At 73.8% G+C, this 23891-nt stretch carries 22 protein-coding genes; 14 read left to right on the forward strand and 8 right to left on the reverse strand.

All coding sequences use genetic code 11. The annotated features are described in order from the left end of the window. Positions 1 to 8: 8 nt before the first annotated feature. Complete coding sequence (locus tag O7622_RS09325) at positions 9 to 494, reverse strand: anthrone oxygenase family protein (protein WP_282312902.1); 486 nt, start codon at positions 492 to 494, stop codon at positions 9 to 11. Positions 495 to 564: 70 nt separating this feature from the next. On the opposite strand from O7622_RS09325, the gene O7622_RS09330 reads away from it, so the two are divergent. Next, positions 565 to 1509, forward strand: a complete 945-nt coding sequence (locus tag O7622_RS09330; protein ID WP_282312904.1) for an AraC family transcriptional regulator — start codon at positions 565 to 567, stop codon at positions 1507 to 1509. Beyond that, positions 1506 to 1847 (forward strand): VOC family protein, encoded by a 342-nt coding sequence (locus tag O7622_RS09335; RefSeq protein ID WP_282312906.1) that lies wholly within the window; start codon positions 1506 to 1508, stop codon positions 1845 to 1847. Before O7622_RS09330 ends, O7622_RS09335 begins: the two co-directional genes overlap by 4 nt. A gap of 18 nt (positions 1848 to 1865) precedes the next feature. Here the strand turns inward: O7622_RS09335 and O7622_RS09340 are convergent, their stop codons facing one another. Beyond that, positions 1866 to 2933 carry a glycerophosphodiester phosphodiesterase family protein gene (locus O7622_RS09340; RefSeq protein ID WP_282312908.1) on the reverse strand — a complete coding sequence of 356 codons (1068 nt, stop codon included), beginning with the start codon at positions 2931 to 2933 and terminating at the stop codon, positions 1866 to 1868. Positions 2934 to 3086: 153 nt separating this feature from the next. After that, positions 3087 to 5312 carry a DUF4153 domain-containing protein gene (locus O7622_RS09345; protein WP_282312910.1) on the reverse strand — a complete coding sequence of 742 codons (2226 nt, stop codon included), beginning with the start codon at positions 5310 to 5312 and terminating at the stop codon, positions 3087 to 3089. Positions 5313 to 5467: 155 nt separating this feature from the next. Here O7622_RS09345 and O7622_RS09350 point away from each other — a divergent pair, with 155 nt between their 5' ends. Beyond that, positions 5468 to 6361, forward strand: coding sequence for a lytic polysaccharide monooxygenase (locus O7622_RS09350; RefSeq protein WP_282312912.1), 894 nt, complete (start codon positions 5468 to 5470; stop codon positions 6359 to 6361). Between the two features lies 1 nt (position 6362). On the opposite strand, the gene mgrA is transcribed toward O7622_RS09350, so the two are convergent. Then, positions 6363 to 7352: an L-glyceraldehyde 3-phosphate reductase gene (mgrA, locus tag O7622_RS09355; RefSeq protein WP_282312913.1), complete on the reverse strand. Its 990-nt coding sequence runs from the start codon at positions 7350 to 7352 to the stop codon at positions 6363 to 6365. Between the two features lie 57 nt (positions 7353 to 7409). On the opposite strand from mgrA, the gene O7622_RS09360 reads away from it, so the two are divergent. From O7622_RS09360 to O7622_RS09395, 8 genes are all read left to right on the forward strand, one after another. Further along, positions 7410 to 8432 carry an aldo/keto reductase gene (locus tag O7622_RS09360; protein ID WP_282312914.1) on the forward strand — a complete coding sequence of 341 codons (1023 nt, stop codon included), beginning with the start codon at positions 7410 to 7412 and terminating at the stop codon, positions 8430 to 8432. A 63-nt stretch (positions 8433 to 8495) separates the two neighbouring features. Further along, complete coding sequence (locus O7622_RS09365; protein ID WP_282312915.1) at positions 8496 to 9737, forward strand: histidine kinase; 1242 nt, start codon at positions 8496 to 8498, stop codon at positions 9735 to 9737. Next, positions 9734 to 10384 (forward strand): response regulator transcription factor, encoded by a 651-nt coding sequence (locus tag O7622_RS09370; protein ID WP_282312916.1) that lies wholly within the window; start codon positions 9734 to 9736, stop codon positions 10382 to 10384. Before O7622_RS09365 ends, O7622_RS09370 begins: the two co-directional genes overlap by 4 nt. Before the next feature lie 76 nt (positions 10385 to 10460). Further along, positions 10461 to 11495 (forward strand): hypothetical protein, encoded by a 1035-nt coding sequence (locus O7622_RS09375; RefSeq protein WP_282312917.1) that lies wholly within the window; start codon positions 10461 to 10463, stop codon positions 11493 to 11495. Positions 11496 to 11568: 73 nt separating this feature from the next. Further along, positions 11569 to 13047, forward strand: coding sequence for a magnesium chelatase (locus O7622_RS09380; protein ID WP_282312918.1), 1479 nt, complete (start codon positions 11569 to 11571; stop codon positions 13045 to 13047). Positions 13048 to 13049: 2 nt separating this feature from the next. Further along, positions 13050 to 15005, forward strand: coding sequence for a VWA domain-containing protein (locus O7622_RS09385; RefSeq protein WP_282312919.1), 1956 nt, complete (start codon positions 13050 to 13052; stop codon positions 15003 to 15005). A gap of 893 nt (positions 15006 to 15898) precedes the next feature. Beyond that, a complete protein-coding gene (locus O7622_RS09390) occupies positions 15899 to 16474 on the forward strand; it encodes a hypothetical protein (protein WP_282312920.1) in 576 nt (191 codons plus the stop codon). A 131-nt stretch (positions 16475 to 16605) separates the two neighbouring features. Further along, positions 16606 to 17082 (forward strand): hypothetical protein, encoded by a 477-nt coding sequence (locus O7622_RS09395; RefSeq protein ID WP_282314094.1) that lies wholly within the window; start codon positions 16606 to 16608, stop codon positions 17080 to 17082. A 16-nt stretch (positions 17083 to 17098) separates the two neighbouring features. Here the strand turns inward: O7622_RS09395 and O7622_RS09400 are convergent, their stop codons facing one another. Then, positions 17099 to 18238: a helix-turn-helix domain-containing protein gene (locus tag O7622_RS09400; RefSeq protein WP_282312921.1), complete on the reverse strand. Its 1140-nt coding sequence runs from the start codon at positions 18236 to 18238 to the stop codon at positions 17099 to 17101. Positions 18239 to 18308: 70 nt separating this feature from the next. Here O7622_RS09400 and O7622_RS09405 point away from each other — a divergent pair, with 70 nt between their 5' ends. Further along, the gene (locus O7622_RS09405) at positions 18309 to 19607 is read left to right on the forward strand and encodes an MFS transporter (protein ID WP_282312922.1); all 1299 of its coding nucleotides are present in this window, start codon (positions 18309 to 18311) and stop codon (positions 19605 to 19607) included. A gap of 49 nt (positions 19608 to 19656) precedes the next feature. Here the strand turns inward: O7622_RS09405 and O7622_RS09410 are convergent, their stop codons facing one another. The 3 genes from O7622_RS09410 to O7622_RS09420 form a co-directional block, all read right to left on the reverse strand. Continuing rightward, the gene (locus O7622_RS09410) at positions 19657 to 20370 is read right to left on the reverse strand and encodes an RICIN domain-containing protein (RefSeq protein WP_282312923.1); all 714 of its coding nucleotides are present in this window, start codon (positions 20368 to 20370) and stop codon (positions 19657 to 19659) included. A gap of 57 nt (positions 20371 to 20427) precedes the next feature. After that, positions 20428 to 20712, reverse strand: coding sequence for a DUF427 domain-containing protein (locus O7622_RS09415; protein WP_013284253.1), 285 nt, complete (start codon positions 20710 to 20712; stop codon positions 20428 to 20430). A 63-nt stretch (positions 20713 to 20775) separates the two neighbouring features. Beyond that, on the reverse strand, positions 20776 to 20985 hold the full coding sequence (locus O7622_RS09420; RefSeq protein WP_282312924.1) for a hypothetical protein: 210 nt from the start codon (positions 20983 to 20985) through the stop codon (positions 20776 to 20778). Between the two features lie 93 nt (positions 20986 to 21078). Between O7622_RS09420 and O7622_RS09425 the strand changes: the two genes are divergently transcribed. Continuing rightward, entirely contained in the window at positions 21079 to 22464 is a 1386-nt protein-coding gene (locus tag O7622_RS09425) for an FAD-binding oxidoreductase (RefSeq protein WP_282312925.1), read from the forward strand. Next, on the forward strand, positions 22461 to 23804 hold the full coding sequence (locus O7622_RS09430) for a class I SAM-dependent methyltransferase (RefSeq protein ID WP_282312927.1): 1344 nt from the start codon (positions 22461 to 22463) through the stop codon (positions 23802 to 23804). The genes O7622_RS09425 and O7622_RS09430 overlap by 4 nt, the downstream gene beginning before the upstream one ends. The last annotated feature ends 87 nt before the right edge of the window (positions 23805 to 23891 follow it).

A 23891-nucleotide genomic window follows, 5' to 3' on the forward strand; every position in this document is an offset into this window, starting at 1 on the left:
AACGGCGCTCACGCGGCGCGGCCGGTGAGCACCAGCGCCCAGCACAGCGCGCCGAACCCGGCCGTACTCGCCAGCGTCCGCACCACGTTCCAGGTGACCCAGGCGGACTCGAAGCGCTCCCGAGCCGCAGCGAGATCGGCGGAACCAGCCGCCGCGAGCGCGTCGTTCAACGGCACGTTCACCGCCACGGTGACGACGAACATCACCAGGTACAGCGCCAGCCCGGCGAGGATCCACGGCAGCGCCGGCCGGGCCGCCCCGCGCCACGCCAGCACCGCCGCGAGCGCGGCCAGCACCGGCGTACCCAGGAACGCCAGCAGGAACCAGCCGTTGACGATGGTCACGTTGATCCGCTGCATCGCGTCCACGAACGTGCGGTCGTCCGCGCCGCGCAACGCCGGCATCACGGCGTACGCGAACGCGGCGAACAGGCCCGCCATCAGCCCGGCCCCGGCTGTGGCGCCGACCAGCGTCAGTTGTTGTACGAGTCGCATGTCCTCATCGAACCGCCACGTGGTGAGACGGCCCATGGCCGGGACGCGCGATCCTGTGTTCAATCGTCTCGTGGACGCTGTCTCCGGTCTGCTCGACGGTCCCCGGGCGCGGGGCGCCTTCCTGCTGCGCTCGATCCTCACCCCGCCCTGGTCGATGCTGATCCGGGACGAGGCGCCGCTCACGCTCGTCGCCGTGGTGCGCGGCGACGGCTGGATCGTGCCGGAGGAGGGGGAGGCCGCGCGGCTGACCGGCGGTGACGTGGCGATCGTGCGCGGCGCGGCCCCGTACACGGTGGCGGACGACCCGGCCACGGTGCCGCAGGTGGTCGTGCACCCGGGCCAGCGCTGCACCACGCCGGACGGGCGCGAGCTGTTCGCGATGACGCGGTGGGGCGTACGCACCTGGGGCAACGGGCCGGACGGCCGGACCGTGCTGCTCACCGGCACGTACCCGGTGCGGGGCACTGTGGGGCGGCGGCTGCTGGACGCGTTGCCGCCGCTCGCGGTGGTGCGGCGCGAGTCCTGGGACACGCCGCTGGTGCCGCTGCTGGCCGCCGAGATCGTCAAGGACGATCCCGGCCAGGAGGCGGTGCTGGATCGCCTGCTCGACCTGCTGCTCATCGCCGCCCTGCGGGAGTGGTTCGCCCGGCCCGGCGCCGCCGCGCCCGCCTGGTACCTGGCGTACGCCGATCCGGTGGTCGGCCGCGCGCTGCGGATGCTGCACCACGACCCGGCCCGGCAGTGGACGGTGGCGTCGCTCGCCGCGGAGGTGGGGATGTCGCGGGCGGCGCTGGCCCGGCGGTTCACCGCGCTGGTCGGTGAGCCGCCCATGTCCTATCTCACCGGGTGGCGGCTGGCGCTCGCGGCCGACCTGCTCCGCGAGCCCGGCGCCACGGTCGGCGCGGTGGCCCGCCGGGTCGGCTACGGCAGCTCGTTCGCCCTGAGTACGGCGTTCAAACGCCGGTACGGCGTGAGCCCGCGCCGGCACGTCGGCCCGGATAGATTGGCCGGATGACTGTCGACCTGTTCGCCGGCGTCCCGGTGCGCGACCTCGCGGTGGCGACGGACTGGTACGAGCGGCTGCTCGGCGCCCCGCCGCAGTTCCGGCCCGACGACAGCGAGGCGGTGTGGGAGCTGGCCGAGCACCGCTACCTCTACGTCGACGTGCGGCCCGAGCACGCCGGTCACGCCATGCAGACGGTCTTCGTCGACGACCTCGACTCCCGCGTCGCGGCGATCGCCGCCCGTGGGCTGACGCCGACCGCGCAGGAGACCTACGACAACGGCGTCCGGAAGGTGATCTTCCACGACCCGGACGGCAACGAGATCGGCTTCGGCGGCGGCCCGGCCTGACCGGGCCGCCGCCGGACCTCAGCGCGCCCGGTACGCCTTCGGCAGCCGCATCCCGCGCTCGGCCATGAGCTGCCGCACCCGGTTCGGGTAGTCGGTGATGATCCCGTCCACGCCCATGTCCATGAGCGCCGCCACGGTGGGCATGTCGTCGCAGGTCCAGGGGATGACCTTGAGTCCTCGCGCGTGCGCGTCGGCGATCATCCGGCGGTCCGGGTAGAAGCGGAAGTTCGGGTCGGCGATCGTGCCGTTCTGCGGGAACCCGTAGTTCGGGGACAGCGCGGTCACGCCGGGGATCGCGGCGGCGGCCCGGACGAAGTCACCACCGAAGTCGTCCACGTCCAGCCCGCCCAGCCACGGCGACGCGCCCGGCTTGCCGACCTGGAGGAAGTCGTAGTTCGTCAGCGCCACGAGGGGCCAGCGCGGCGCGAGCCGGTGCATCTCCCGCAGCGCGCCCCAGTCGAAGGACTGGATGGTGACCTGCCGTTCGATGCCCGATCGCCGGATCTCCTCGAAGACCCGTCGGACGAACAGCTCACGCGGCGCGGTCTGCTCGGGCGCGCCCGCCTCCACCTTGGTCTCGACGTTCAGCGTGATCCCGTGCGCGCGGTAGCGCTTCACCAGGTCGAGCACGTCGCGCAGCTCGGCCATCCGGGCACCGGCGATCTGCTCCTGCTCGGGGAAGCCGGGCAACTGCTGGTAGCCGCAGTCCATGGTCTTGACCTGCGCGAGCGTGAGGTCCTTGATGTACCTCCCGACGTACGGGTAGGCCGGGTCGCCGGGCCGCACCGGGGCGGTGTCGCGGCACTTCTGCGCGCTGACCTGCCGGTCGTGCGTGACGACCACCTTCCCGTCCCGGGTGACCTGGGTGTCCAGCTCCAGCGTGGTGACGCCGAGGCGCATCGCCTTGGCGAACCCGGCGAGCGTCTCCTCGGTGGTCATCCCGATGCCGCCGCGGTGGGCCTGAAGGTCGAAGTGGGTCCGCTGCGGCGGTACGCCGGGACGGTCGGCCGGACCCGCGTGGGCGACGCCCGGCACGGCGAGCACCGCGCCGGCGACGAGTGCCGTCAAGAGCTGACGGGTGGACATGGGGAAACCTCCGCTACCTCGGTTGTCGTTCGCGCAGCCGAAGCTAGGTGCGGAGTCGGTGCCCGCCGTGGCGTCGAGGTGAGGAGCGGATGAACGGTCGCCGGACGGCTGCCGGTGGCCGGGCCGCGGCGGTCCGCGGCCCGGCCCGCGACGTCAGCGGGGACGCCGGGTCTTCGGCAGGTCGAACTGGTCGGCCCGGCGGCAGTCCTTCGGGCCGCCGATCGCCTTCGGGCCGACCTCCTCCAGGGCCTTGCGGGCGCGCTGGCGGCCCAGGTTCCAGGCGTACCAGGGGTCGGGTTCGGCCAGGTCGTCGGCGATCCAGCTCAGCGTGCACCGGCGTACCGGGTCGGGAAGCTTGGCGAGCGCCGGGGTGGCGTCGGCGGACAGCGCCCGCAGGTACCAGGCGTCGATCTTGCCGGTCTGCTCGTAGCGGAGCGTGTTGCGGCGTGCGACGTAGTCCTCCGGGTTGAGCACGGCCAGGCCGAGCAGCATCGCCACCGCGAGCGCGAGCGTGGTGCCGGGAATCCACCGGCCCCGCCACTTGACGCCCGCCGCGATGATCATCAGGAAGACCGTGCCGAGCAGCATCTCGAACGCCATCACGAAGATCCGCTCGCCGGTGAAGCTGTAGACCCTCTGGTACGTCCACATCCGGGACAGTGCCGACGCCACGATCACCACGCTCAGCGCGCTGATCAGCCCGAGCAGCACACGCAGCAGGATCCGCTCGACCGGCCGCTCCCGGCGGGCCCAGCGGCTCACCCCGGCGAGCACCGCCACCGTCAGCAGCGTGACGAACAGGAGCTGCCAGAAGCCGCTGCGCGCGTACTCGGCGTAGCTGAGCCCGGCGATCCGCTGCACGTGCTGCTGGCCGCCGAAGAGCGTGGTGAACTGCACCACCACGAACCCGGCGAACAGCAGCGTGAGCGCGCCGATGGCCGGGGCCCACTCCAGCAGGCCGAGACGGCGCTCACCGACCCGATCCACAGTGGACAGGTCGGGCGGAGCCGCGAGCGTGTAGAGCGCCGCGACAGCGATCAGCCCGCCCACCACTGCGAGGAACAGCCAGCCGAACACCGTACCGACGTTGATCTCGGGGACGACCGAGCCGAGCGCCTCGGAGAACGCCGCGTCGGCCGACGCGAGCAGGCTGCCGAAGACCACGAGCACCACGACCGTGGCGACCACCGAGACGGTCACCTTGCGCACCGTCGCCTCCTGCGGCGAGGCGGTGATGTGCCGGCGTACCCACGGCAGGCCGCGCAACGCCGCGAACGGCGTCGCCACCAGGCCGAACAGGACCGAGCGCACCAGCCGCCCGCCGGTGATCGCGAGGGTGGCGCAGCCGAGCGCGCCGAGCACGCAGAACGTGACGAGCCACCAAGCGTTGCGGAACGCCGGCACGGCGATCAGGGCCAGCGCGGCCGCCGCCCACCCGGCCCGGATGAGCTTGTCGGCGCGCGGCAGGCCGGCGGTCTTCGACCGGACCGCCAGCACCACCGCGAGCGTGAGCGTGAGCCAGCCCAGGAACCAGCCGACGCCGACGCGGCCGAGCGGCACGAAGACCGCGCTGCCGACCGCGGCGGCCAGCACCGCGAGCGGCGCGGCCCGCCCGGTCGCCGCCTTCGGGCCGGGCCACCGCGCGCCGAGGAACGAGGTCCGCGGCACCGGAGGTCGCGGCGCCCACGTCGGTGCCTGCGGGTGCCCGCTCCACCCCGTTCCGGGGTGCGGCGGCGCGGCCATCGGCCCACCGCCGTGCGGAGGCGGCGTGCCCGGGGCACGCTGCGCACCCGGCGCGGTCGGCGGCCCGGAGGCCGGCTGCGTGCCCGGCGCAGCCCGTGACGCGGAGGCCGGCTGCGTGCCCGGGGGAGCGGCAGGCGTCTGCGAGGCTCCCGACGGGCCGGACGTCGCGGAAGCGGCCGTCTGCGGAGCGCCGTCGCCGGGACGCGTGCCGGTCCCGGCCACAGCGGAGCCGGCCGTGGCCGCCCCCGCCGCGGCGGCGCTCGCGACGGACGGCTTCGAGCCGGCCGCCTCGGTAGTGGCCGAAGCCACCGGGGTGGCGTCCGGCGTGGACAATGCCGCGTCGCCGGTGGCCTGCGCGGGCACCGCCGCCGCAGGCTGGCCGGTCACCGTCGGCTGGCCGGTCGCCGGGACCACCGGGACGAACAACGCGTACCCCTGGGTGCCGGGCGGCACGGTGACCGGAATAGCCCAGCCTGGTTGCCCCTCGGCGCCCGGCCAGGGCATCGGCGCGGGAGCGCCCTCCATCGTGGGCAGGACCAGCAGGTACGGCTGTGCGGGGGCGGGGACGTCGCCCGGCGCGGGCCCGGCCGCGGGGGCGGCGCGGGACGGCTCGGGGGACGGGGCCGGCTCGGACAAGGGACGCTCCTCGATCACGGGGTTTCGTCACTGTAGGGCCCGTCAGGTGTCCGTCGCCGCCCCGGTTGTCCGTTCGGTCATGCCGCCCCGGCCGATCGGCGCGGATCGAACCTTTGGCGGCTCGCGGCCGTACCAGTGCGCGGGAGGTCGATCACATGGCCGCACGTCGCGCGCTCGCCGCGCTCGCCGCCGTCGCCGCGACGGTGCCGCTGACCGCCGCGCCGGCCGCGGCGCACGGTGCGCCGACCAGCCCGTTGAGCCGGGCCGCCGCGTGCGGGCCGGAGGGTGGCCGGGCGCAGACGCCCGCCTGCCGGGCCGCGATCGCCGCCGGAGCGGCGGTACGCGAGTGGGACAACATCCGGGTGGCCCGGATCGACGGGCGGGACCGGGAACGCATCCCGGACGGGGAGCTGTGCAGCGGCGGGCTGTCCGCGTACCGGGGACTGGACCTGGCGCGTGCCGACTGGCCCGCCACCACGCTCACAGCCGGTGCCCGGCACACGTTCCGCTACCGCACCACCATCCCGCACCGGGGCACGTTCCGGTACTACGTCACCACCGGCTCGTACTCGCCGCGGCGCTCGCTGACCTGGGCGGATCTGGAGGAGAAGCCGTTCCTCCAGGTCACCGACCCGCCGATCCGCGCGGGCGCGTACGAGATGCGGGGGCGCCTGCCGGCCGACCGTAGCGGCCGGCACATCGTCTACGTCATCTGGCAGAACTCGGACACCCAGGACACGTACTACTCCTGCTCGGACGTGATCTTCCGGGCGGTACGCGGTAAGCCGGACCCGTCACCGGCAGCGCCGAAGGCGGGCGCTGCCGCTCCGCGTACCCTCGCCGGAGCGGCGACCGACGAGCCGGCGGTGCCGGTCGCGACGGTGACCGACGGCGGACCGCTGTCCCGGCCGGTCGTCGTCGGCGCGGCGGCGCTCGTCGTCGCGCTGCTCGCGGCGGCAGCGGTCGGACTGCGGCGGACCGGCGGGCCGCCGCCCGGGCGGCCGTGCGGTGTCCGCAACCACCGCGCCGGGCGGCGCCGCATCTGGTGACTCAGCCGAGCAGGCTCTCGATCTCGGCCAGGTCGTCCGCCGCGAGATCGAGGTTGTCCAGCACGGCCACGTTGCCCTCCAGCTGCGCCACGCTGCTCGCGCCGATGATGAGGCTGGTCATGCGCGGGTCGCGCAGCGCCCAGGCCAGGGCGAGCTGGGCGAGCGTCTGCCCGCGTCGCTCGGCCACCGCGGCGAGCCCCCGGACCGTCGCCATCGTCTCCTCGTCGAGGTCGCTCTCGTTCAGGAAGACGCTCGTGCGCACCCGGGAGTCGGCCGGGATGCCCTTCAGGTAACGGTCGGTGAGCAGGCCCTGGGCGAGCGGGCTGTAGGCGATGCAGCCGGCGCCGACGCTCTCCAGCGTGTCCAGCAGCCCGTCGCTCTCCGTCCAGCGGTTCATCATCGAGTACGACGGCTGGTTGATCAGCAGCGGCGTACCCAGGTCGCGCAGGATCTCGGCGGCCCGCTCGGTCTGCTCCGAGTCGTAGTTGGAGATGCCGACGTAGAGCGCCTTGCCGGAGCGGACGATCGCGTCGAGCGCGCCCATCGTCTCCTCCAGCGGGGTATCCGGGTCGAACCGGTGCGAGTAGAAGACGTCGACGTAGTCCAGCCCGAGGCGGCGCAGCGACCGGTCCAGCGACGAGATCAGGTACTTGCGCGAACCCCACTCGCCGTACGGGCCGGGCCACATCAGATAACCGGCCTTGCTGGAGATCACCAGCTCGTCCCGGTACGGCTTCAGGTCGGTGGCGAGCAGCCGGCCGAAGTTCTCCTCCGCCGAACCGGGCGGCGGGCCGTAGTTGTTCGCGAGGTCGAAGTGGGTGATGCCGAGGTCGAAGGCGCGGCGGACGATGTCGCGCTGCCGCTCGAAGGGGCGGTCCGGTCCGAAGTTGTGCCACAGGCCGAGGGAGATCACGGGCAGCTTCAGCCCGCTGCGGCCGGTGCGCCGGTAGATCATCTCGTGGTAACGGTCGTCGCTGGCGAGGTAGGTCACCAGGCCATTCTGTCCGGACCGCAGTGCGCACGCAGCGGCGCGGGTACGTTCGGCCCCATGCGTTACGTGCGGCTCGACACCCCCAAGCCCATCTCCAAGATCGGCCTCGGCACCTGGCAGTTCGGCTCGCGGGAGTGGGGCTACGGCCCCGAGTACGAGCGCCGGGCCGCCGAGATCGTCCGGCGGGCGCTCGACCTGGGCGTCACCCTGTTCGACACCGCCGAGCTGTACGGCTTCGGCCGCAGCGAGCGCATCCTCGGCGCGGCGCTCCGACCACTCCAGCGTGGCGCGTCTGACGCCGCGCCGCGATCTGGAGCAGTCGTCGGCGACGACCGGGCCAAGGTGGTGGTCGCCACCAAGATCTTCCCGCTGCTGCCGGTCGCCCCGGTGGTGCAGCAGCGCGCCGTCGCCTCCGCCGCCCGGCTCGGTGTCGACGGCATCGACCTCTACCAGGTGCACCAGGCCAATCCGGTGGTCGCCGACACCACCACCATGCGCGGCATGCGCTCACTGCAGGACGTCGGGCTGGTCGGCGAGGTCGGCGTCAGCAACTACGGCCTGCGCCGGTGGCGGTTCGCCGAGGCCGCGCTGGGCCGCCGGGTGCTGAGCAACCAGGTCCGCTACAGCATGATCGACCGCGGCCCCGAGGAAGACCTCATCCCGTACGCGGAGCAGGCCGGCCGCATCGTCATCGCGTACTCCCCGCTGGCGCAGGGTTTCCTCTCCGGCCGCTACGACGCCACGAACCCGCCCGCCGGGGCGGTACGCCGGGCCAACCCGTACTTCCTGCCGGAGAACCTGGAACGCGGCAGCGCGCTGATCGCCACGCTGCGCGAGGTGGCCGACGCGCACGACGCGACGCCGAGCCAGATCGCGCTCGCGTACGTGCTGCGGCACCCGAACGTGGTGGCCATCCCGGGCGCCTCCGGGGTCGAGCAGATGGAACGCAACGCGGCCGCCGCCGAGATCGATCTCGCCGACGACGAGTGCGCCGCACTGGTCGCCGCCGCACACGCGTTCCGCCCGGTCACCGGCCTGGCCGCGGTACCCCGGATGGTCCGCGCCCGCCTGGGCGGGTGAGCCGGCCGGGATCTCCCCGCCACGGGGGAGCCGGACCGGTGCGACGGGGCGGACAATGACCGGGTGACGGTCCGGGGGGTGTTCGCGCCGCTGGTGCGCGCCAGCACCTGGCGCCGTGCCGTTTTCCTGCTCCTCGGTGGCGTGCTCGCCCTGCCGTACGCCTTGCTGGCGGTGGTCTTCGCGCAGATGCTGGGAAACGCGACAGCGCCCCGCCCGCTCGTGCTCGGCCTGCTGCTGGTGGCCGCCGGGCTCGCCGTGGTGCCGGTGTTCCTGGCCGGCAGCCGGGCGCTGGAGATCGCCGCCGCCCGGGCGCTGCTCACAGTCGACCTGCCGGAGCCCGCGCCCGGGCACCGGATCGACCGGGAGACCCGGCTGCGCGCCGCACTCTGGATCGCCCTGCACCTGGGCACCGGCGCGGTGGTGTGGTTCGCCGCGATCAGCGCGTTTCCGATGGCGCTGGTCCTCGTCGCCGGCCTGGCCGGGATGGACACCGGCGCGGTGGCGGACCAGCGGTTCGGCCCCGTCGACCCGGCGCACCCGGTCCAGGCCGGGCTGGCCGGGATGGCCGTGCTGGCCGGGCTCGGCTACGCCGTCGCCGGCCTGGGTGCGCTCGCCGCCTCGATGGCGCCGGTGCTGCTCGGCCCGGCCCAGGCCGAGCGGATCGCCGCGCTGGAGGCCCACGCGGTACGGCTGGCCCAACGCAACCGGCTGGCCCGGGAACTGCACGACTCGGTCGGCCACGCCCTGACCGTGGCGACCCTCCAGGCGGGCGCCGCGCGGGAACTGCTCGACACCGACCCCGAGTTCAGCCGGCGGGCCCTGTCGGCCATCGAGGAGACGAGCCGCCGCGCCATGGACGACCTGGACCATGTCCTCGGGTTGCTCCGCGAGGCCGACACCGCGACGGCACCCGCGCCGCAGTCCACGCTCGCCGGACTCGACCGGCTGGTCGCCGCGGCCCGCGCCGCCGGGCTGGACGTCGAGTCCCGGGTCGACGGGGCGCTCGACGCGCTGCCCGCCGTGGTGTCCCGCGAGGGTTACCGCATCGTCCAGGAAGGGCTGACGAACGCGGCCCGGCACGGCAGTGGACCGGTCGCGCTGCGAGTCGCCGTACCCCCGGAAGGGCTGGTGATCGAGCTGGTCAACACCGTGCGCGCCACCGCTGGGCCGGCCCGCGGCGGGCGCGGCCTCGACGGCATGCGGGAGCGGGTGCTGCTGCTGGGCGGCCGGCTGGACGCCGGCCCTGGCGGGGATCGCTGGCGCGTCCGGGCCACCCTGCCGGTGCCGAGAGGGGAGGCCCGGTGACCATCGACGTGCTGATCGTCGACGACGACGAGCTGATCCGGGTCGGCCTGCGGGCGATCGTGGACGCCCAGCCGGACCTGCGCGTCGTCGGCGAGGCGGCGGACGGGGCCCAGGTGCCGCCGCTGGTCGCGAAGCTGCGACCGCGGGTGGTGCTGATGGACGTGCGGATGCCGGCCATCGACGGCATCCAGGCCACCCGCCGGTTGCTCGCCGCCTCCGCCGACCCGCCCCGGGTCCTGGTGGTCACCACGTTCGCCAACGACGAGTACGTCTACGAGGCGCTGCGCTCCGGGGCAGCCGGTTTCCTCCTCAAACGGGCCCGCCCGGCCGAGGTGGTGCAGGCGATCCGGGTGGTGGCGGCCGGGGAGTCGCTGCTGTTCCCGGCCGCCATCCGGCAGCTCGTCGACACGTACGGGCGGCGCGGCGGGGACCGGCTACGCGCCGCACGCCTGACCGAGCGCGAGGCCGAGGTGCTGCGGCTGATGGCCGCCGGCCTGTCCAATCCGGAGATCGCCGCCCGGCTGGTCGTCGGCATTGAGACGGTCAAGACGCACGTCGGGAACGTGCTGGCCAAGCTCGGGGTCCGGGACCGGACCCAGGCGGTGGTCGCCGCCTACGAGTCGGGCTTCGTGATCCCGGCCGGCTGACCGGTCCCTCCCGTGGGGGATCGGGTCCACCCCGTGGCGGGAGGGAACGCGCGGCCGGCCGGGCCAGGCTGAGGGCATGACGACGACCATCACCTCCGCACCTCCCCGGGACACCCGCAGCCGGCTGGACCCGGCCGCTCCGCTCGCCGCCGCCTGGCTCGGCGGCTGGGGCGTGCTCGCCCTGCTGTCCGCGCTCACCGGCGCCGGCTACCCGTTCGGCACGAACGATCCGCACGGCGGGGACGCCGCCGGCCTGCTCCAGTTGCTGCCGGACTCCGTCGGCCCGCCGCTGTTCGCGGCGGTGCTGCTGACCGGCGCCGTCGCCGCCCTGGCCATGACCGGCCCGGCCCGGCCGCCGTCCCGCCCGGTGCGCCTGCTGATCACCGGGTACGCCTCGATCGTCGCCCTCGCGTTGGCGGTGGTGGTGCCCGGGATGCGGGTGCTCGCCCTGCTCGGCTACGCGCCGATGCTGATCATCGGGGCGCCGTTCGGCTGGCCTCCGGTGGACTACGCCGACATCTTCACCTGGCCGCTGTTCGCCCGGCTGGCCGCCCTGGCGGGCGGAATGCTGCTGGCCGGCGCGCTGCTGCGCTGGCGACGCCGGATCGCCGACGGGTCCGCTCCAGGCTGGACCGCGCCCGCCGCGGCCGCCCGGTGGGGCCGGTGGGCGGCGTGGACGGCGGCCGTCGTCCCGGTGCTCTACGCGCTCACCCGGTTCGCCTGGCTGGCCGGCGTCCCGCTGGGAATGTCCCGGGAGACGCTCGCCGAGATGCGGGCCGACGGTGCGATCTGGGCGGGCGCCGGGCTGGGCGCGTTCGCCGTGGTCGGCGCGGTGCTCACGCTCGGACTGGTGGCCCGCTGGGGAGAGCGGTTCCCGCGCTGGCTGCCCGGGCTCGCGGGCCGGCGGGTACCGGTGCTCCTCGCGGTGATCCCGGCTGGGCTGGTCGCGCTCGCCGTGCTGGCGGCCAGCCTCGACCTGCTCGCCGCGCCGCAGTTCGCCGAGCTGATCCGGGAGGGCAACGCCGCCGCCCTGCCGATGGTGCTGTGGCCGGTCTGGGCGGTCATGCTGGCCGGTGCCGCGTACGCGTACCACCTGCGACGCCGCGCCTGAGACGTCGCCCGGAGGGTCGGTCCCGGCACGGGGCGGGACCGACCCCCGGGCGGTACGCGAGTTCTGAGCTAGCGTGGATCGAGTGACCGCTCCCAACCAGGTTTCCCCGGTCCCGCCCGCCGACCTGCCGAGCACGCTCGGCGAGCTGCGCGCGACCGGCCACCGCTACCGCACGGTCAAACAGGAACTCCGAGACAACCTCCTCGCCCGGATGGGCTCCGGCGAGGACCGCTTTCCCGGCATCGTGGGCTACGCGGACACGGTGCTGCCCGAGGTCGAGCGCGCGCTGCTCGCCGGGCACGACATGGTGCTGCTCGGCGAGCGCGGGCAGGGCAAGACGCGGCTGATCCGCGCGCTCGGCGCACTGCTGGACGAGTGGACCCCGGTGATCCCCGGCTCGGTGCTCAACGAGCACCCGATGCACCCGCTCACCCCGGCGTCCCAGGCGCTCGTCGACTCGGCCGGCGACGACCTGGCGATCGGGTGGCTGCACCGCTCGATGCGGTACGGCGAGAAGCTCGCCACGCCGGACACCAGCGTGGGTGACCTGATCGGCGACGTCGACCCGGTCCGCCTCGCCCAGGGGCGCACGCTCGGCGACCCGGAGACCATCCACTTCGGGCTCGTGCCGCGTACCAACAGGGGCGTCTTCGCCGTCAACGAGCTGCCCGACCTGGCCGAGCGCATCCAGGTGGCGCTGCTCAACGTGCTGGAGGAGCGCGACATCCAGGTCCGCGGCTACCAGTTGCGGCTGCCGCTGGACCTGCTGCTGGTGGCCAGCGCCAACCCGGAGGACTACACCAACCGGGGCCGGATCATCACGCCGCTGAAGGACCGGTTCGGCGCGGAGATCCGTACCCACTACCCGCTGGACCTGGACCTGGAGCTGGCGCTGATCCGGCAGGAGGCCGACCTGGTCGCCGTGGTGCCGGAGCACGTGCTGGAGGTGCTGGCCCGGTTCGCCCGCGACGTGCGGGAGTCCCCGTCGGTGGACCCGCGCTCCGGTGTGTCCGCCCGGTTCGCCATCGCCGCCGCGGAGACGGTGGCCGCCGCCGCGTTGCGTCGTTCGGGTCTGCTGGCTGGTGCCGGTGCCTCGGGTGGTGGGGCCGGGGCGGCGTCCCGGCCGGAGGCGCCGGTGGCCCGGATCGGGGACACCGTGTCGGTGACCTCCACGCTGCGCGGCAAGGTCGAGTTCGAGAGCGGCGAGGAGGGGCGCGAGATCGAGGTGCTCGCGCACCTGCTGCGTACCGCCACCGCCGAGACGTTCCGGGCCCGGCTCGCCGGGCTCGACCTGTCCGGCTTCACCGCGATCGTCGCCGAGGGCGGTGCCGTCGAGACCGGCGAGCTGGTCTCCTCGTCCGAGCTGTTGCGCCAGGTCGGGACCGTACCGGGGCTGGCCAAGGTGCTCGACCGGCTCGGGCTCGGCGACGCGCCCAGCCCGGAGGAGGCGGCAGCCGGCATCGAGTTCGTGCTGGAGGGGCTGCACCTGACCCGCCGGCTCGGCAAGGACGTCACCGACTCCGGGCGCACCGTCTACGGGGACCGGGACTGACGGTGGCCGGCGGCAACCGCTTCCGGTACGGGCAGTGGCGCGGCGGACCCGATCCGCTCGCCCCGCCGTACGACGTGCGTGCCGCTGTCGACGCGGTCGGCTCGGACGTGCTCGCCGGCGGCAGCCTGCGCGAGTCGCTGCGCGAGCTGCTGCGGCGCGGCCCGCAGGGCCGCGCCGGACTCGACGACCTGGCCGCCCGGGCCCGCCGCCTGCGCCGGGAGGCGCTGCGCCGGGGCGACCTCGACGGCGCCGTCACCCGGGCCCGGGCACTGCTCGACCAGGCGCTCGCCGCCGAACGCGACGAGCTGCGCGGCCGCGACGGCGACGACGCCCGGTTCGCCGAGGCCGTGCTCGACAACCTGCCCCGCTCCACCGCCCGCGCGGTGTCGGAGCTTTCCGGGTACGACTGGGCCAGCGCCGAGGCGCGGCAGACGTACCAGCGGATCCTCGACGGGCTGCGCGGCGACGTGCTGGAGCAGCGATTCGCCGGGCTGCGCGACGCGGCACGGGCCACCGCCGACCCGGCCGTCCAGCGGCAGCTCGCCGAGATGATGCGCGACCTCAACGACCTGCTCGCCCGGCACGCCCGCTCCGAGGACACCACCGACGCGTTCGCCGAGTTCATGCGCCGCCACGGCGAGTTCTTCCCGGAACGGCCCAGGAACGTCGACGAGCTCATCGACGTACTGGCCCGGCGGGCCGCCGCCGGTGAACGGCTCATGCGGTCGCTGTCGGACCGGCAGCGCGAGGAACTCGCCGGGTTGATGCGCCAGTCGCTCGGCGACCGGCTCGCCGGTGAACTGTCCCAGCTCGACGCGCACCTGCGGTCGCTGCGGCCGGACATTAACTGGCAGCGCGGCGAGCGGGTACGCGGCGACCAGCCGCTCGGCTACGGCGAGGCCACCGGCGCGCTCGACGAGATCGCCGAACTCGACGAACTGCTGGACTCCCTCGACCAGGACCAGCCCGGCGCCACACTCGACGACGTCGACGTGGAGGCCGTCGCCCGCACGCTGGGCCGGGACGCCGCCGACGACGTACGCCGGTTGCAGGAACTGGAACGCGAGCTGCGCCGCCAGGGGTGGGTCACCCGCGACGCGGACGGGCTGACGCTCAGCCCCAAGGCGCTGCGCCGGCTCGCGAGCACCGCGCTGCGGCGCGTCTTCGCCGACCTGACCGCCGGCCCGCGCGGCCAGCACGACCTGCGCACGGCGGGCGCCGCAGGCGAGGTGAGCGGGGCGTCACGCCCCTGGGAGTACGGCGACGAGCAGCCGCTTGACGTGGTGCGCACGCTCACCCGGGCGGTACGACGGGCCGGTCCCGGAGTGCCGGTGCCGCTCGCGGTCGAGGACTTCGAGGTGGTGGAGACCGAACGGCGGGCGTCGGCGGCTGTGGTGCTGTGCGTCGACCTGTCGTACTCGATGATCTCGCAGGGGCGCTGGGGTCCGATGAAGCAGACCGCGCTGGCCCTGTCGCACCTGATGGCGACCCGGTTCCCGCAGGACGCGCTGCAGATCGTCGGTTTCGGCCGGGAGGCGATGCCGCTGACCCAGCAGGAGCTGGCGGCGGTGGAGCCGGACATGCAGCAGGGCACCAACCTCCAGCACGCGCTGCGGATCGCCGGCCGGCACCTGCGCCGCCACCCGGGTGCCGAGCCGGTGGTCCTGGTGGTCACCGACGGCGAGCCGACAGCACACCTGGATCCGGAGGACGGTGAGGCGTACTTCCACTGGCCGCCGCTGCCGGAGACCATCACGGCGACGATCCGGGAGGTGGACCGGCTGACCCGGTACGGCGCGACGCTCAACCTGTTCATGCTCGGCGACGATCCAGGGCTGCGCCGGTTCGTGGACGCGGTGGCGCGGCGTTCGGGTGGCCGGATGTTCACCCCGGACCTGGACGACCTGGGCGAGTACGTCGTCTCCGACTACCTACGCGCCCGCCACGGCCGCCGCTGAGTTTGCCCCCGCACGCCTGCGCTCTCGCGTCCCCCCGCCCGTGCTCTCGCCCGCTCTCTTGCTCTCTCGCGCGCTCTCGTCGATCTTGGGGTTGGGGCGCCCATGATGCCCGGTTCGCGGCGTTCGCGAGGTGCCACAACTCGACGGTCGGCGGGCCTCTCCCGGGATCTCGGCGAGTCCTCGCCAGCTCGGGCACAAGAGCCGCCCAAGATCGCCGGGCATCCGCGATCTTGCACTTTCGTACCCCGCAATCCTCGTGAATGGGGCGTTGGGAGGGCGCGAACTGCAAGATCGCGTGGGTGGTCGGGGGTGGCGCGGTGCCTGCCCTCGGGCCGGGCTGCTCGGCTGGGGGGTCGATCATGAACTTGGCGGCGTGTGGTGTCCGGTTTGTGCCCGCTAACCTCATGATCGACGGGGCAGGGCGGGGGGCGGGTGAGGTGGGGGCGGGGTGGGGTGTGTCTGTGTGGGTGGGGGTGTGCGGTTCGGGGGTGGTGGGTGGCACTCTGCGGGTGGAATCGCTGGCGGGTGGGTGGCGTTGTAACCGGGTGAACGACCGAGCACCGGCGGCGCGCCCTGTGAGCGGGGCGGCATCCGCGAGCCGGGAATCATTCCGGGCTGCTGGTCGTTGAGTGCGGTTCCGGCGACGTGAGCCGTGGGGAATCATCCCGGCCGGCTGGTCGTTGACGGTGGTTCCGGCGACGTGAGTACGCCCGGGAATGATGCCGGGTGGCGGGTCGTTGACCATGCTTGCGGCGCCGCGACGAGGCATTCCCCCTGTCCTCGCGTGCAGCCGGATTCCCCTCTGGAAGTCTTTTGAGCGCCTGACGGTGCTCGCACCCGCGCCGAACTCCCCTGTCGGTGTGGGCGTCGATCCCCCGAATGGAGCCCTCATCATGAACACGATTCTGCGTAAGAGCGTTCTGGGTATTGCTGGTCTGGCTTTCACCGGTGGTGTGTTCGCCGGTCCGGTGGCCGCCCACGCGGCGGACACCGCCACCCCCACCAAGCCGGTTGCGGTGACGGTGCAGGGTGACAAGCTGATCCCGCACGGTGTGCAGGGTGAGCAGTCCCGCATCGACCTTGACGACGAGCAGACCGCCAACGTGAAGGCGATCATCGCGGCGACGAAGAAGGCCGGTATGGACGAGCGTGCCGCTGTGGTGTCGATCGCGACGGCGTTGCAGGAGTCGAAGCTGGAGAACCTCGGTCACCTCGGTGACCGTAACGACCACGACTCGCAGGGCCTGTTCCAGCAGCGTCCCTCCTCGGGTTGGGGCACGGTGGAGCAGATCACCGACCCCGAGTACTCGACCACGGCGTTCCTGAAGGGCCTCAAGCAGGTCGACGGCTGGCAGGACATGCCCCTGACCAAGGCCGCCCAGACCGTCCAGGTCTCCGCCTACCCCGACCACTACGCCCAGTGGGAACAGCAGGCCGCCGACCTCGTCGCCGAACACTGGAACAACTAAGTAAGACACACAGCGAAAAGGCCGGCACCCCGAACCAACGGGGTGCCGGCCTTCACGCGTCCGGGTGAACCGAGCCCGGTAGCCGGGGTGGCCGCAGCGGCCGCGAGGGTTGGATGCGGGGCATGGACGAGGTGGACGCCCCGGCACTGCGGCAGGCGTACGAGGAGTTGTTCGCGGAGATCGACGCGGGCGGGTTCGGCCCACCGCCCGAGGGTCAGCTGAGCGCCGAGCAGATCGTCGCGCACCTCGCCGCCAACGACGAGCTGATGAGCGAGGCGACCGAGGCGGTGCTGGCCGGGTCGCCGTTCGCCTACTACGACCTGGACACGATCCATCGTCCGCAACTGGACGCGCTCGTCTCCGAGTGCGGCGGGCTGGACGGCCTGGCCGCGCTGTTCCGGGCCACCAGCCAGAAGATGTGCGCGCTGGCCGAGCGGCTCGGCCCGGCGGCGGAGACGCCGGTGGACACGGTGCTGCGCGAGGGCTTCGACCTGGACGTGGACGACTCCCTGCCCTGGGGCAGGGCGCTGGACCTGCACATCCGCGTGCACCTGCCGCTGCACCTGGCCCAGCTCCGCGCCCTGCGCCGCCAGCCCCACCTCGCCTGAGCGGCAGACGAATCGATCATGGAGTGGTGGCAGTGGGCAACTCCGGCATGCCGGGCCTTCCCGGTGCCACAACTTCAAGATCGACAGAAGCGGGCGCGGGCGGAACAGCGGGCGCGGGCGGAACAGCGGGCGGGGGCGGAGCAGCGGGCGCGGGCGGGGCGGAGCGCGGGGCGGGGGACGTCGCAGGGGGCGGGCGGCGGAACGTGCGGCGGTAGGCGGTGGGAGCTACGCCTACCCGCGCGTGGAAGTGCTGGCGCAGCGCGGCGGTAGTGCCGAAACCCGCGTCCCGGGCGATCCGGTCGACGCTCAGATCAGTCGTCTCCAACAGCACCCGGGCGTGTTCGGTGCGCTGCTGGAGCAGCCACTGCGCCGGGCTGAGCCCGGTCTCGGAGCGGAAGCGCCGGGTGAACGTGCGGACACTCATCCGTGCGTGCGCCGCCATCTCCCGCAGCGCCACCGGCTCGTGCAGTCGCTGCCGCGCCCACTCGCGGGTTGCGGTGGTGCCGTTGTCAGCGACGCGGGGTACCGGCCGCTCGATGTACTGGGCCTGCCCGCCGTCGCGCCACGGCGGCACCACGCAGCGCCGGGCGGCCCGGTTGGCCACCGCGCTGCCGTGGTCGGTGCGGACGACGTGCAGGCACAGGTCGATGCCGGCGGCCACGCCGGCCGAGGTGAGCACGCGGCCGTCGTCGACGAAGAGCACGTCGGGGTCGAGCGGTACGCCGGGGTGCAGGCGGCGGAAGCGCGACGCGTACGCCCAGTGCGTGGTGGCCGGGCGGCCGTCGAGCAGGCCGGCGGCGGCGAGCACGAACGCGCCGGTGCAGATGGACATGACGCGGGCGCCCCGGTCGTACGCGGCCCGCAGTGCCTGGGCCACCTCGGCGGTAACCGTGCCGTCGGTGAGCGGCGAGCCGGAGTGGATGCCGGGGGCGATCACCGTGTCGGCGCGCTCCAGCAGTTCCAGCCCGTGCTCGGGGAGGACCTGGAAGCCGGCGCTGCTGCGTACCGGCCGCCCGCCCGGGGTGCAGATCGCCACCGCGTACAGCGGGGTTCGGTCGTCGGCGCGGGCGGCGCCGAGGACCTGGGCGGGGGTGCCGAGGTCGAGCGCCACCACGTCGTCGAGGGCGAGGAGGGCGACCCGGTGCGGTACGGACATGGCCCGATTATTGCGCACGATGGCTTTCCGGCCACTCGTCGGAGGAACCGCCCGGTCCGAGACTCGGCTGGTGACACGATCCCGCCTGCACCCGGCCTGGCTCGTCGCCGCCGTCGCCTTCGTCGCTCTCGTCGGCGCGGCCGGTTTCCGCGCCACCCCCGGCGTGCTGCTGAACCCGCTGCACGCCGAGTTCGGCTGGCCGCTGGCGACCATCTCCGCCGCCGTGTCGGTCAACCTGCTGCTGTACGGCCTCACCGCGCCGTTCGCCGCCGCGCTGATGGACCGGTTCGGCATCCGCCGCGTGGTGGCCGGCGCGCTGGTGCTGGTGGCCGCCGGCAGTGGCCTGACCGTGGGGATGACGGAGAGCTGGCAGCTCCTGCTGTGCTGGGGCGTCCTCGTCGGGCTGGGCACCGGCTCGATGGCGCTGGCGTTCGTGGCGACGGTGACCGGGCGCTGGTTCGTCAAGCGCCGGGGCCTGGTGACGGGTGTGCTCACCGCCGGGGGCGCGGCCGGGCAGCTCGTCTTCCTTCCGCTGCTGGCGGTGCTGGTGCGCGACCACGGCTGGCGCGCGGCGGCACTCGTCGTCGCCGGGGCCGCGCTGGCGGTCGTACCCCTTGTGGTGTGGTTGTTGCGGGAGCACCCGGCGGACCTGGGGCGGCCCGCTTACGGCGCGACCGAGGTCGTGCCGCCGGCCCGGCCGGAGGGCGGCGCCGCGGCGCGGGCGGTCGGCGCGCTCGCCGCCGCCGCGCGGACGCGGCCGTTCTGGCTGCTCGCCGGCGGGTTCGCGATCTGCGGCGCGACCACGAACGGCCTGGTCGGTACGCACTTCGTGCCCGCGGCGCACGACCACGGCATGCCGGAGACCACAGCCGCGGGTCTGCTCGCCGTGGTCGGGCTCTTGGACATCGCCGGTTCGATCGCCTCCGGCTGGCTCACCGACCGGGTGGACGCCCGGCTGCTGCTCGGCGCCTACTACGCGTTGCGCGGGGCGTCGCTGCTGGTGCTGCCGAGCCTGTTCGCCGGTACTGCGGAGCCGAGCATGCTGGTCTTCATCGTCTTCTACGGGCTGGACTGGGTGGCGACGGTCCCGCCGACCGTGGCGCTGTGCCGGGAGTGGTTCGGCGCGTCCGGCGCCGTGGTGTTCGGCTGGGTGTTCGCCGCGCACCAGTTCGGCGCCGCGCTGGCGGCCACCGGCGCGGGCCTGGTCCGGGACCGGCTCGGCGACTACGCGCCGGCCTGGTACGTGGCGGGGGCGCTGTCGATCGGCGCGGCCGGGCTGTCGCTTCTGCTGCGGCGCCGTCCCGCCGGCGAGCCCGCGTTCGCGCTGCCGGTGGCGGCGGGCCGGCGGGCCTGGAGCTACCGGGGCTGACGGGTGGGCTCTACCGGGGTGACCGGTCGGCGCCACCGGGGCCGACCGGTCAGCCGGCCGCCCACTGCTGCTCGGGAGCGCCGCTGCACGGTGCCTGCTCCAGCTCGCGGCCGGGCTCGGTGCCCGCGTCGTCGACCTGCGCGCACTTGCCGCTGTGCACGGCGACCAGCAGCGCCGCACCGTCACCGGCCCGCTGGAACCGCCACTGCTGGTTGGCCTGCCCGTTGCACGACCACTGCTGCACGTCGACGCCGTCGTCGGTCTTCGCCTCGTTGACGTCCAGGCACTTGCCGCTCGCCGCGTTGACGAGCAGGTAGGTGTCGTTCGTGACCGGCGTGACCACCCACTGCTGCTCCGGCCCGCCGGTGCAGTCGGCCAGCGCCGCCTGGGCGCCCTCGGCCTCGTCGCCGGTCACGCCGAGGCAGCGCCCGGACGGCACGCCCCGGATCACCTTCGGCGTGGCCACCGGCGCGGCGGGTGTGCTCGGCGCCGCGCTCACCGAGGGCGACGACGACGGCGTGGGCTCCGCCGTCGGTTCCGCGCTCGGCTCGCTCGGCTCCGCTGTGGGCACTGCCGCCGCCGGCACCACCGGTCGGTCGTCACCGCCGCCGAGCACGCCGGTGGCGAAGAAGACCCCGAGGAGTACGCCCGCCACGCCGACGCCCAGCGCGACCCGCATCAGCGGGTCCTGGGGCAGCCGGACGCCACGGGCGCGGCGGGCGCCGTAGACGGTGCCGGACGGGTCGGAGTGCGGGTCGGCCATGGGGGCATAGTGACCCACCGGGGCCGCCGGGTGCCAGTCGCCCGGCGGCACGGTGACTCAGTCGACGACCCGGACGTCCTTCCAGAACGCCACCCGGTCGCGGACCATCTCCGCGTCCGGCTTGGGATCGGGGTAGTACCAGACGGCATCCGGGCTGGTGGCCCCGCCGTGTTCGAGCGTGTAGTAGGAGGCCGTGCCCTTCCACGGGCAGACCGTGTGGGTGTCGGACTCCCGGATCAGGTCGTCGCGCAGCGCGGCACGGGGGAAGTAGTGGTTGCCCTCGACCACCACTGTGTCGTCGCTCTCGGCGACGACGAGGTCGTTCCAGACGGCTTTCGGCATGTCCTCCACGCTATGCCGGTGGCCGCGCGCCGGCCACCGCTCAGCGCGTCGGCTCCTCGTCCGTCACGTCGGCCACCGTCGCGTCGAGCGTGGCCAGCGCGGTGTCCGCGTCGACGGCGACGGCGAGGCCGTGCTCGCCCGCGCGCGCAGCTTCGGCCAGGAGATCACCCGGCCGCCGGGCGTCAGCACGAACAGCAGGTCGCCCTCGCCGCGGCGGACCACGATCGTCTTGACCACGCCGGGCACCTCGACGCCGCGCGCGGGATTCGGCATGGCGGTCACGGTAACGCGCGCGTCGTCGGCCAGTCGCCGAAAGGCCACCGTGGACATCCCACGAATTGTCGTACCCGAGCGTAAGGTGATCTCATGCACGCTGTCCGTGATCATGAACGGGCGGTGGACACGCTGCGGCGCTCCTACGCCGCGGTGCCCGCCGGGGAACCCGTACGGCTGGCCAAGCAGACCTCGAACCTGTTCCGGCCCCGCTCCGCGCCGCGTACGCCCGGCCTGGACGTGAGCGGCCTGACCGGGGTGCTCGCCGTGGACCCGGCGGCCCGCACCGCCGACGTGCAGGGCATGTGCACCTACGAGGATCTGGTCGACGCGACGCTGCCGCACGGCCTGATGCCGCTGGTCGTGCCGCAGTTGCGCACCATCACGCTGGGCGGAGCGGTGACCGGTCTGGGCATCGAGTCCACCTCCTTCCGCAACGGCCTGCCGCACGAGTCGGTGCTGGAGATGGACGTCCTGACCGGCGCGGGGGAGATCGTCACGACCCGGCCCCGGGGCGAGCACGCCGACCTGCACCGCGCCTTCCCCAACTCGCTGGGCAGCCTCGGCTACGCGACCCGGCTGCGCATCGAGCTGCAACCGATCCGCCGGTACGTGTCACTGCGCAACATCCGGTTCACCCGGCTGGAGGAGCTGGTCGACGCGGTCGGCGAGGTGGTCGCCAAGGGCGCCTGGGGCGGTGAGCCGGTCGACGCCATGGACGGGGTGGTGTTCAGCCCCGGCGAGGCGTACCTCGTGCTCGGCACGTTCACCGACGAGGCCGACGGCGGCCCGTCCGACTACACCGGCCAGGGGATCTACTACCGCTCGCTGCGCCGGCGCACCCGGGACACGCTCACCGCGTACGACTATCTCTGGCGCTGGGACACCGACTGGTTCTGGTGTTCGGCGGCGTTCGGGGTGCAGCACCCGGTGGTGCGGCGGCTGTGGCCGCGGCGCTACCGCCGCAGCGACGTCTACCACCGGATCGTGCGGCTGGAGCACCGGCACCAGGTGGCCGCCCGGGTCGACAGGTGGCGAGGCCGCCCGGCCCGCGAGCGGGTGGTGCAGGACGTGGAGGTCCCGCTCGACCGTACGCCCGAGTTCCTGCGCTGGTTCGCCGCGAACGTGGGCATGACGCCGGTGTGGCTGTGCCCGCTGCGGCTGCGGGAACCGTCCGGTCCCGGGTCGGCGAAGGCGTGGCCGCTATATCCGCTCCAACCGGGCGAAACGTATGTGAACATCGGCTTCTGGGGAAGCGTCGCCATCGCGGCGGGCGCCGCCGACGGCGACGTCAACCGCCAGATCGAGCGCACGGTGTCGGACGTGGGCGGCCACAAGTCGCTCTACTCCGACGCGTACTACGACCGGGGCGAGTTCGACCGGCTCTACGGCGGGGACACCTGGCGTGCCGTGAAGGACCGCTACGACCCGGACCACCGACTCACCGGACTGTACGAGAAGGCGGTATCCCGAGCATGAGTCTGACCGACCGAACACCGGGGGCGGCGAGCACCCCGGCCGGCCCGCCGGCGAGCGGGCGGCGTACCGGACCCACAGTCGCGGACGTGGTCCGCGCGGTCACCACCGGCGACCTGCCCGTCCGGGTCACCGGCTACGACGGCAGCACGGTGGGCCCGGCCGCCGCCGGCATCACCCTGGCGATCCGCACCGAGCGGGGCCTGTCCTACCTGCTCACCGCGCCGGGCGACCTGGGCATGGCCCGGGCCTACGTCAGCGGCGACCTGGCGCTGGAGGGCGTGCACCCGGGCGACCCGTACGAGGCGCTGCGGGTGATCAAGGACGAGGTGCCGCTGCGGATCCCGGCGATGAGCGAGGCGCTCACGCTGGTCCGGGGCCTGGGCTGGGAACGGTTGCGCCCGCCGCCGCCCCCGCCGCAGGAGGCGGCCCCGCGCTGGCGGCGGCTGATGACCGGCCTGCGTCACTCGCGCACCCGGGACAGCACCGCGATCTCGCACCACTACGACGTGTCGAACGCCTTCTACGAGAAGGTGCTCGGGCCGTCCATGACGTACACCTGTGCGGTGTTCCGCAGTCCCGGCGACACCCTGGAGGAGGCGCAGCGGAACAAGTACGACCTGGTCGCCGGCAAGCTGGCGCTCAAGCCGGGGATGCGGCTGCTGGACGTCGGCTGCGGCTGGGGCGGCATGGTCCGGCACGCGGCCCGCGAGTACGGCGTCAGGGCGCTCGGTGTGACGCTGTCGAAGGCGCAGGCCGACTGGGCGCGGGCCGCGATCGAGCGGGAAGGGCTGAGCGAGCTGGCCGAGGTGCGTCACCTGGACTACCGGGACGCGCCGCGCGAGCAGTTCGACGCGATCTCCTCGATCGGCCTGACCGAGCACATCGGTGTGCGCAACTACCCGGCCTACTTCGGTGCACTGCGCTCCCGGCTCAAGCCCGGCGGGCGGCTGCTCAACCACTGCATCACCCGGGCCGACAACCGGGCGCCGCACCGCTCCGGCGTGTTCATCGACAGGTACGTCTTCCCGGACGGTGAGCTGGCCGGTCCGGGCCGGCTGATCAGCGAGATCCACGACGCCGGGTTCGAGGTGCACCACGAGGAGAACCTGCGCCGGCACTACGCGCTGACGCTCGCCGGCTGGTGCCGCAACCTGGTCGAGCACTGGGACTTCTGCGTCGGCGAGGTCGGGCCGGGCACCGCGAAGGTGTGGGGGCTCTACATGGCCGGCTCCCGGCTGGCGTTCGAGCGCAACGGCATCCAGTTGCACCACGTGCTCGCCACGCACAACGGCCCGGAAGGGGTGAACGGGTACCCGCTGCGTCCGGACTGGACTCCCTGACGCGACGTACCGACGAAGGGCCGCGCGGACCGCGCGGCTTTTCGCCGAATCATTGACAAAGAATTTTTGTACGTACAACCTGATTTT

Source organism: Micromonospora sp. WMMD1076 (genome assembly GCF_029581475.1).
Taxonomy (GTDB): Bacteria; Actinomycetota; Actinomycetes; order Mycobacteriales; family Micromonosporaceae; genus Micromonospora; species Micromonospora aurantiaca.

Coding starts and splice junctions, on each gene's coding strand:
- O7622_RS09325 (WP_282312902.1), bottom strand. CDS start 494: ATGCGACTCGTACAACAACTGACGCTGGTCGGCGCCACAGCCGGGGCC.
- O7622_RS09335 (WP_282312906.1), top strand. CDS start 1,506: ATGACTGTCGACCTGTTCGCCGGCGTCCCGGTGCGCGACCTCGCGGTG.
- O7622_RS09340 (WP_282312908.1), bottom strand. CDS start 2,933: ATGTCCACCCGTCAGCTCTTGACGGCACTCGTCGCCGGCGCGGTGCTC.
- O7622_RS09350 (WP_282312912.1), top strand. CDS start 5,468: ATGGCCGCACGTCGCGCGCTCGCCGCGCTCGCCGCCGTCGCCGCGACG.
- O7622_RS09360 (WP_282312914.1), top strand. CDS start 7,410: ATGCGTTACGTGCGGCTCGACACCCCCAAGCCCATCTCCAAGATCGGC.
- O7622_RS09375 (WP_282312917.1), top strand. CDS start 10,461: ATGACGACGACCATCACCTCCGCACCTCCCCGGGACACCCGCAGCCGG.
- O7622_RS09390 (WP_282312920.1), top strand. CDS start 15,899: ATGAACACGATTCTGCGTAAGAGCGTTCTGGGTATTGCTGGTCTGGCT.
- O7622_RS09400 (WP_282312921.1), bottom strand. CDS start 18,238: ATGTCCGTACCGCACCGGGTCGCCCTCCTCGCCCTCGACGACGTGGTG.
- O7622_RS09410 (WP_282312923.1), bottom strand. CDS start 20,370: ATGGCCGACCCGCACTCCGACCCGTCCGGCACCGTCTACGGCGCCCGC.
- O7622_RS09415 (WP_013284253.1), bottom strand. CDS start 20,712: ATGCCGAAAGCCGTCTGGAACGACCTCGTCGTCGCCGAGAGCGACGAC.
- O7622_RS09420 (WP_282312924.1), bottom strand. CDS start 20,985: ATGCCGAATCCCGCGCGCGGCGTCGAGGTGCCCGGCGTGGTCAAGACG.
- O7622_RS09425 (WP_282312925.1), top strand. CDS start 21,079: ATGCACGCTGTCCGTGATCATGAACGGGCGGTGGACACGCTGCGGCGC.
- O7622_RS09430 (WP_282312927.1), top strand. CDS start 22,461: ATGAGTCTGACCGACCGAACACCGGGGGCGGCGAGCACCCCGGCCGGC.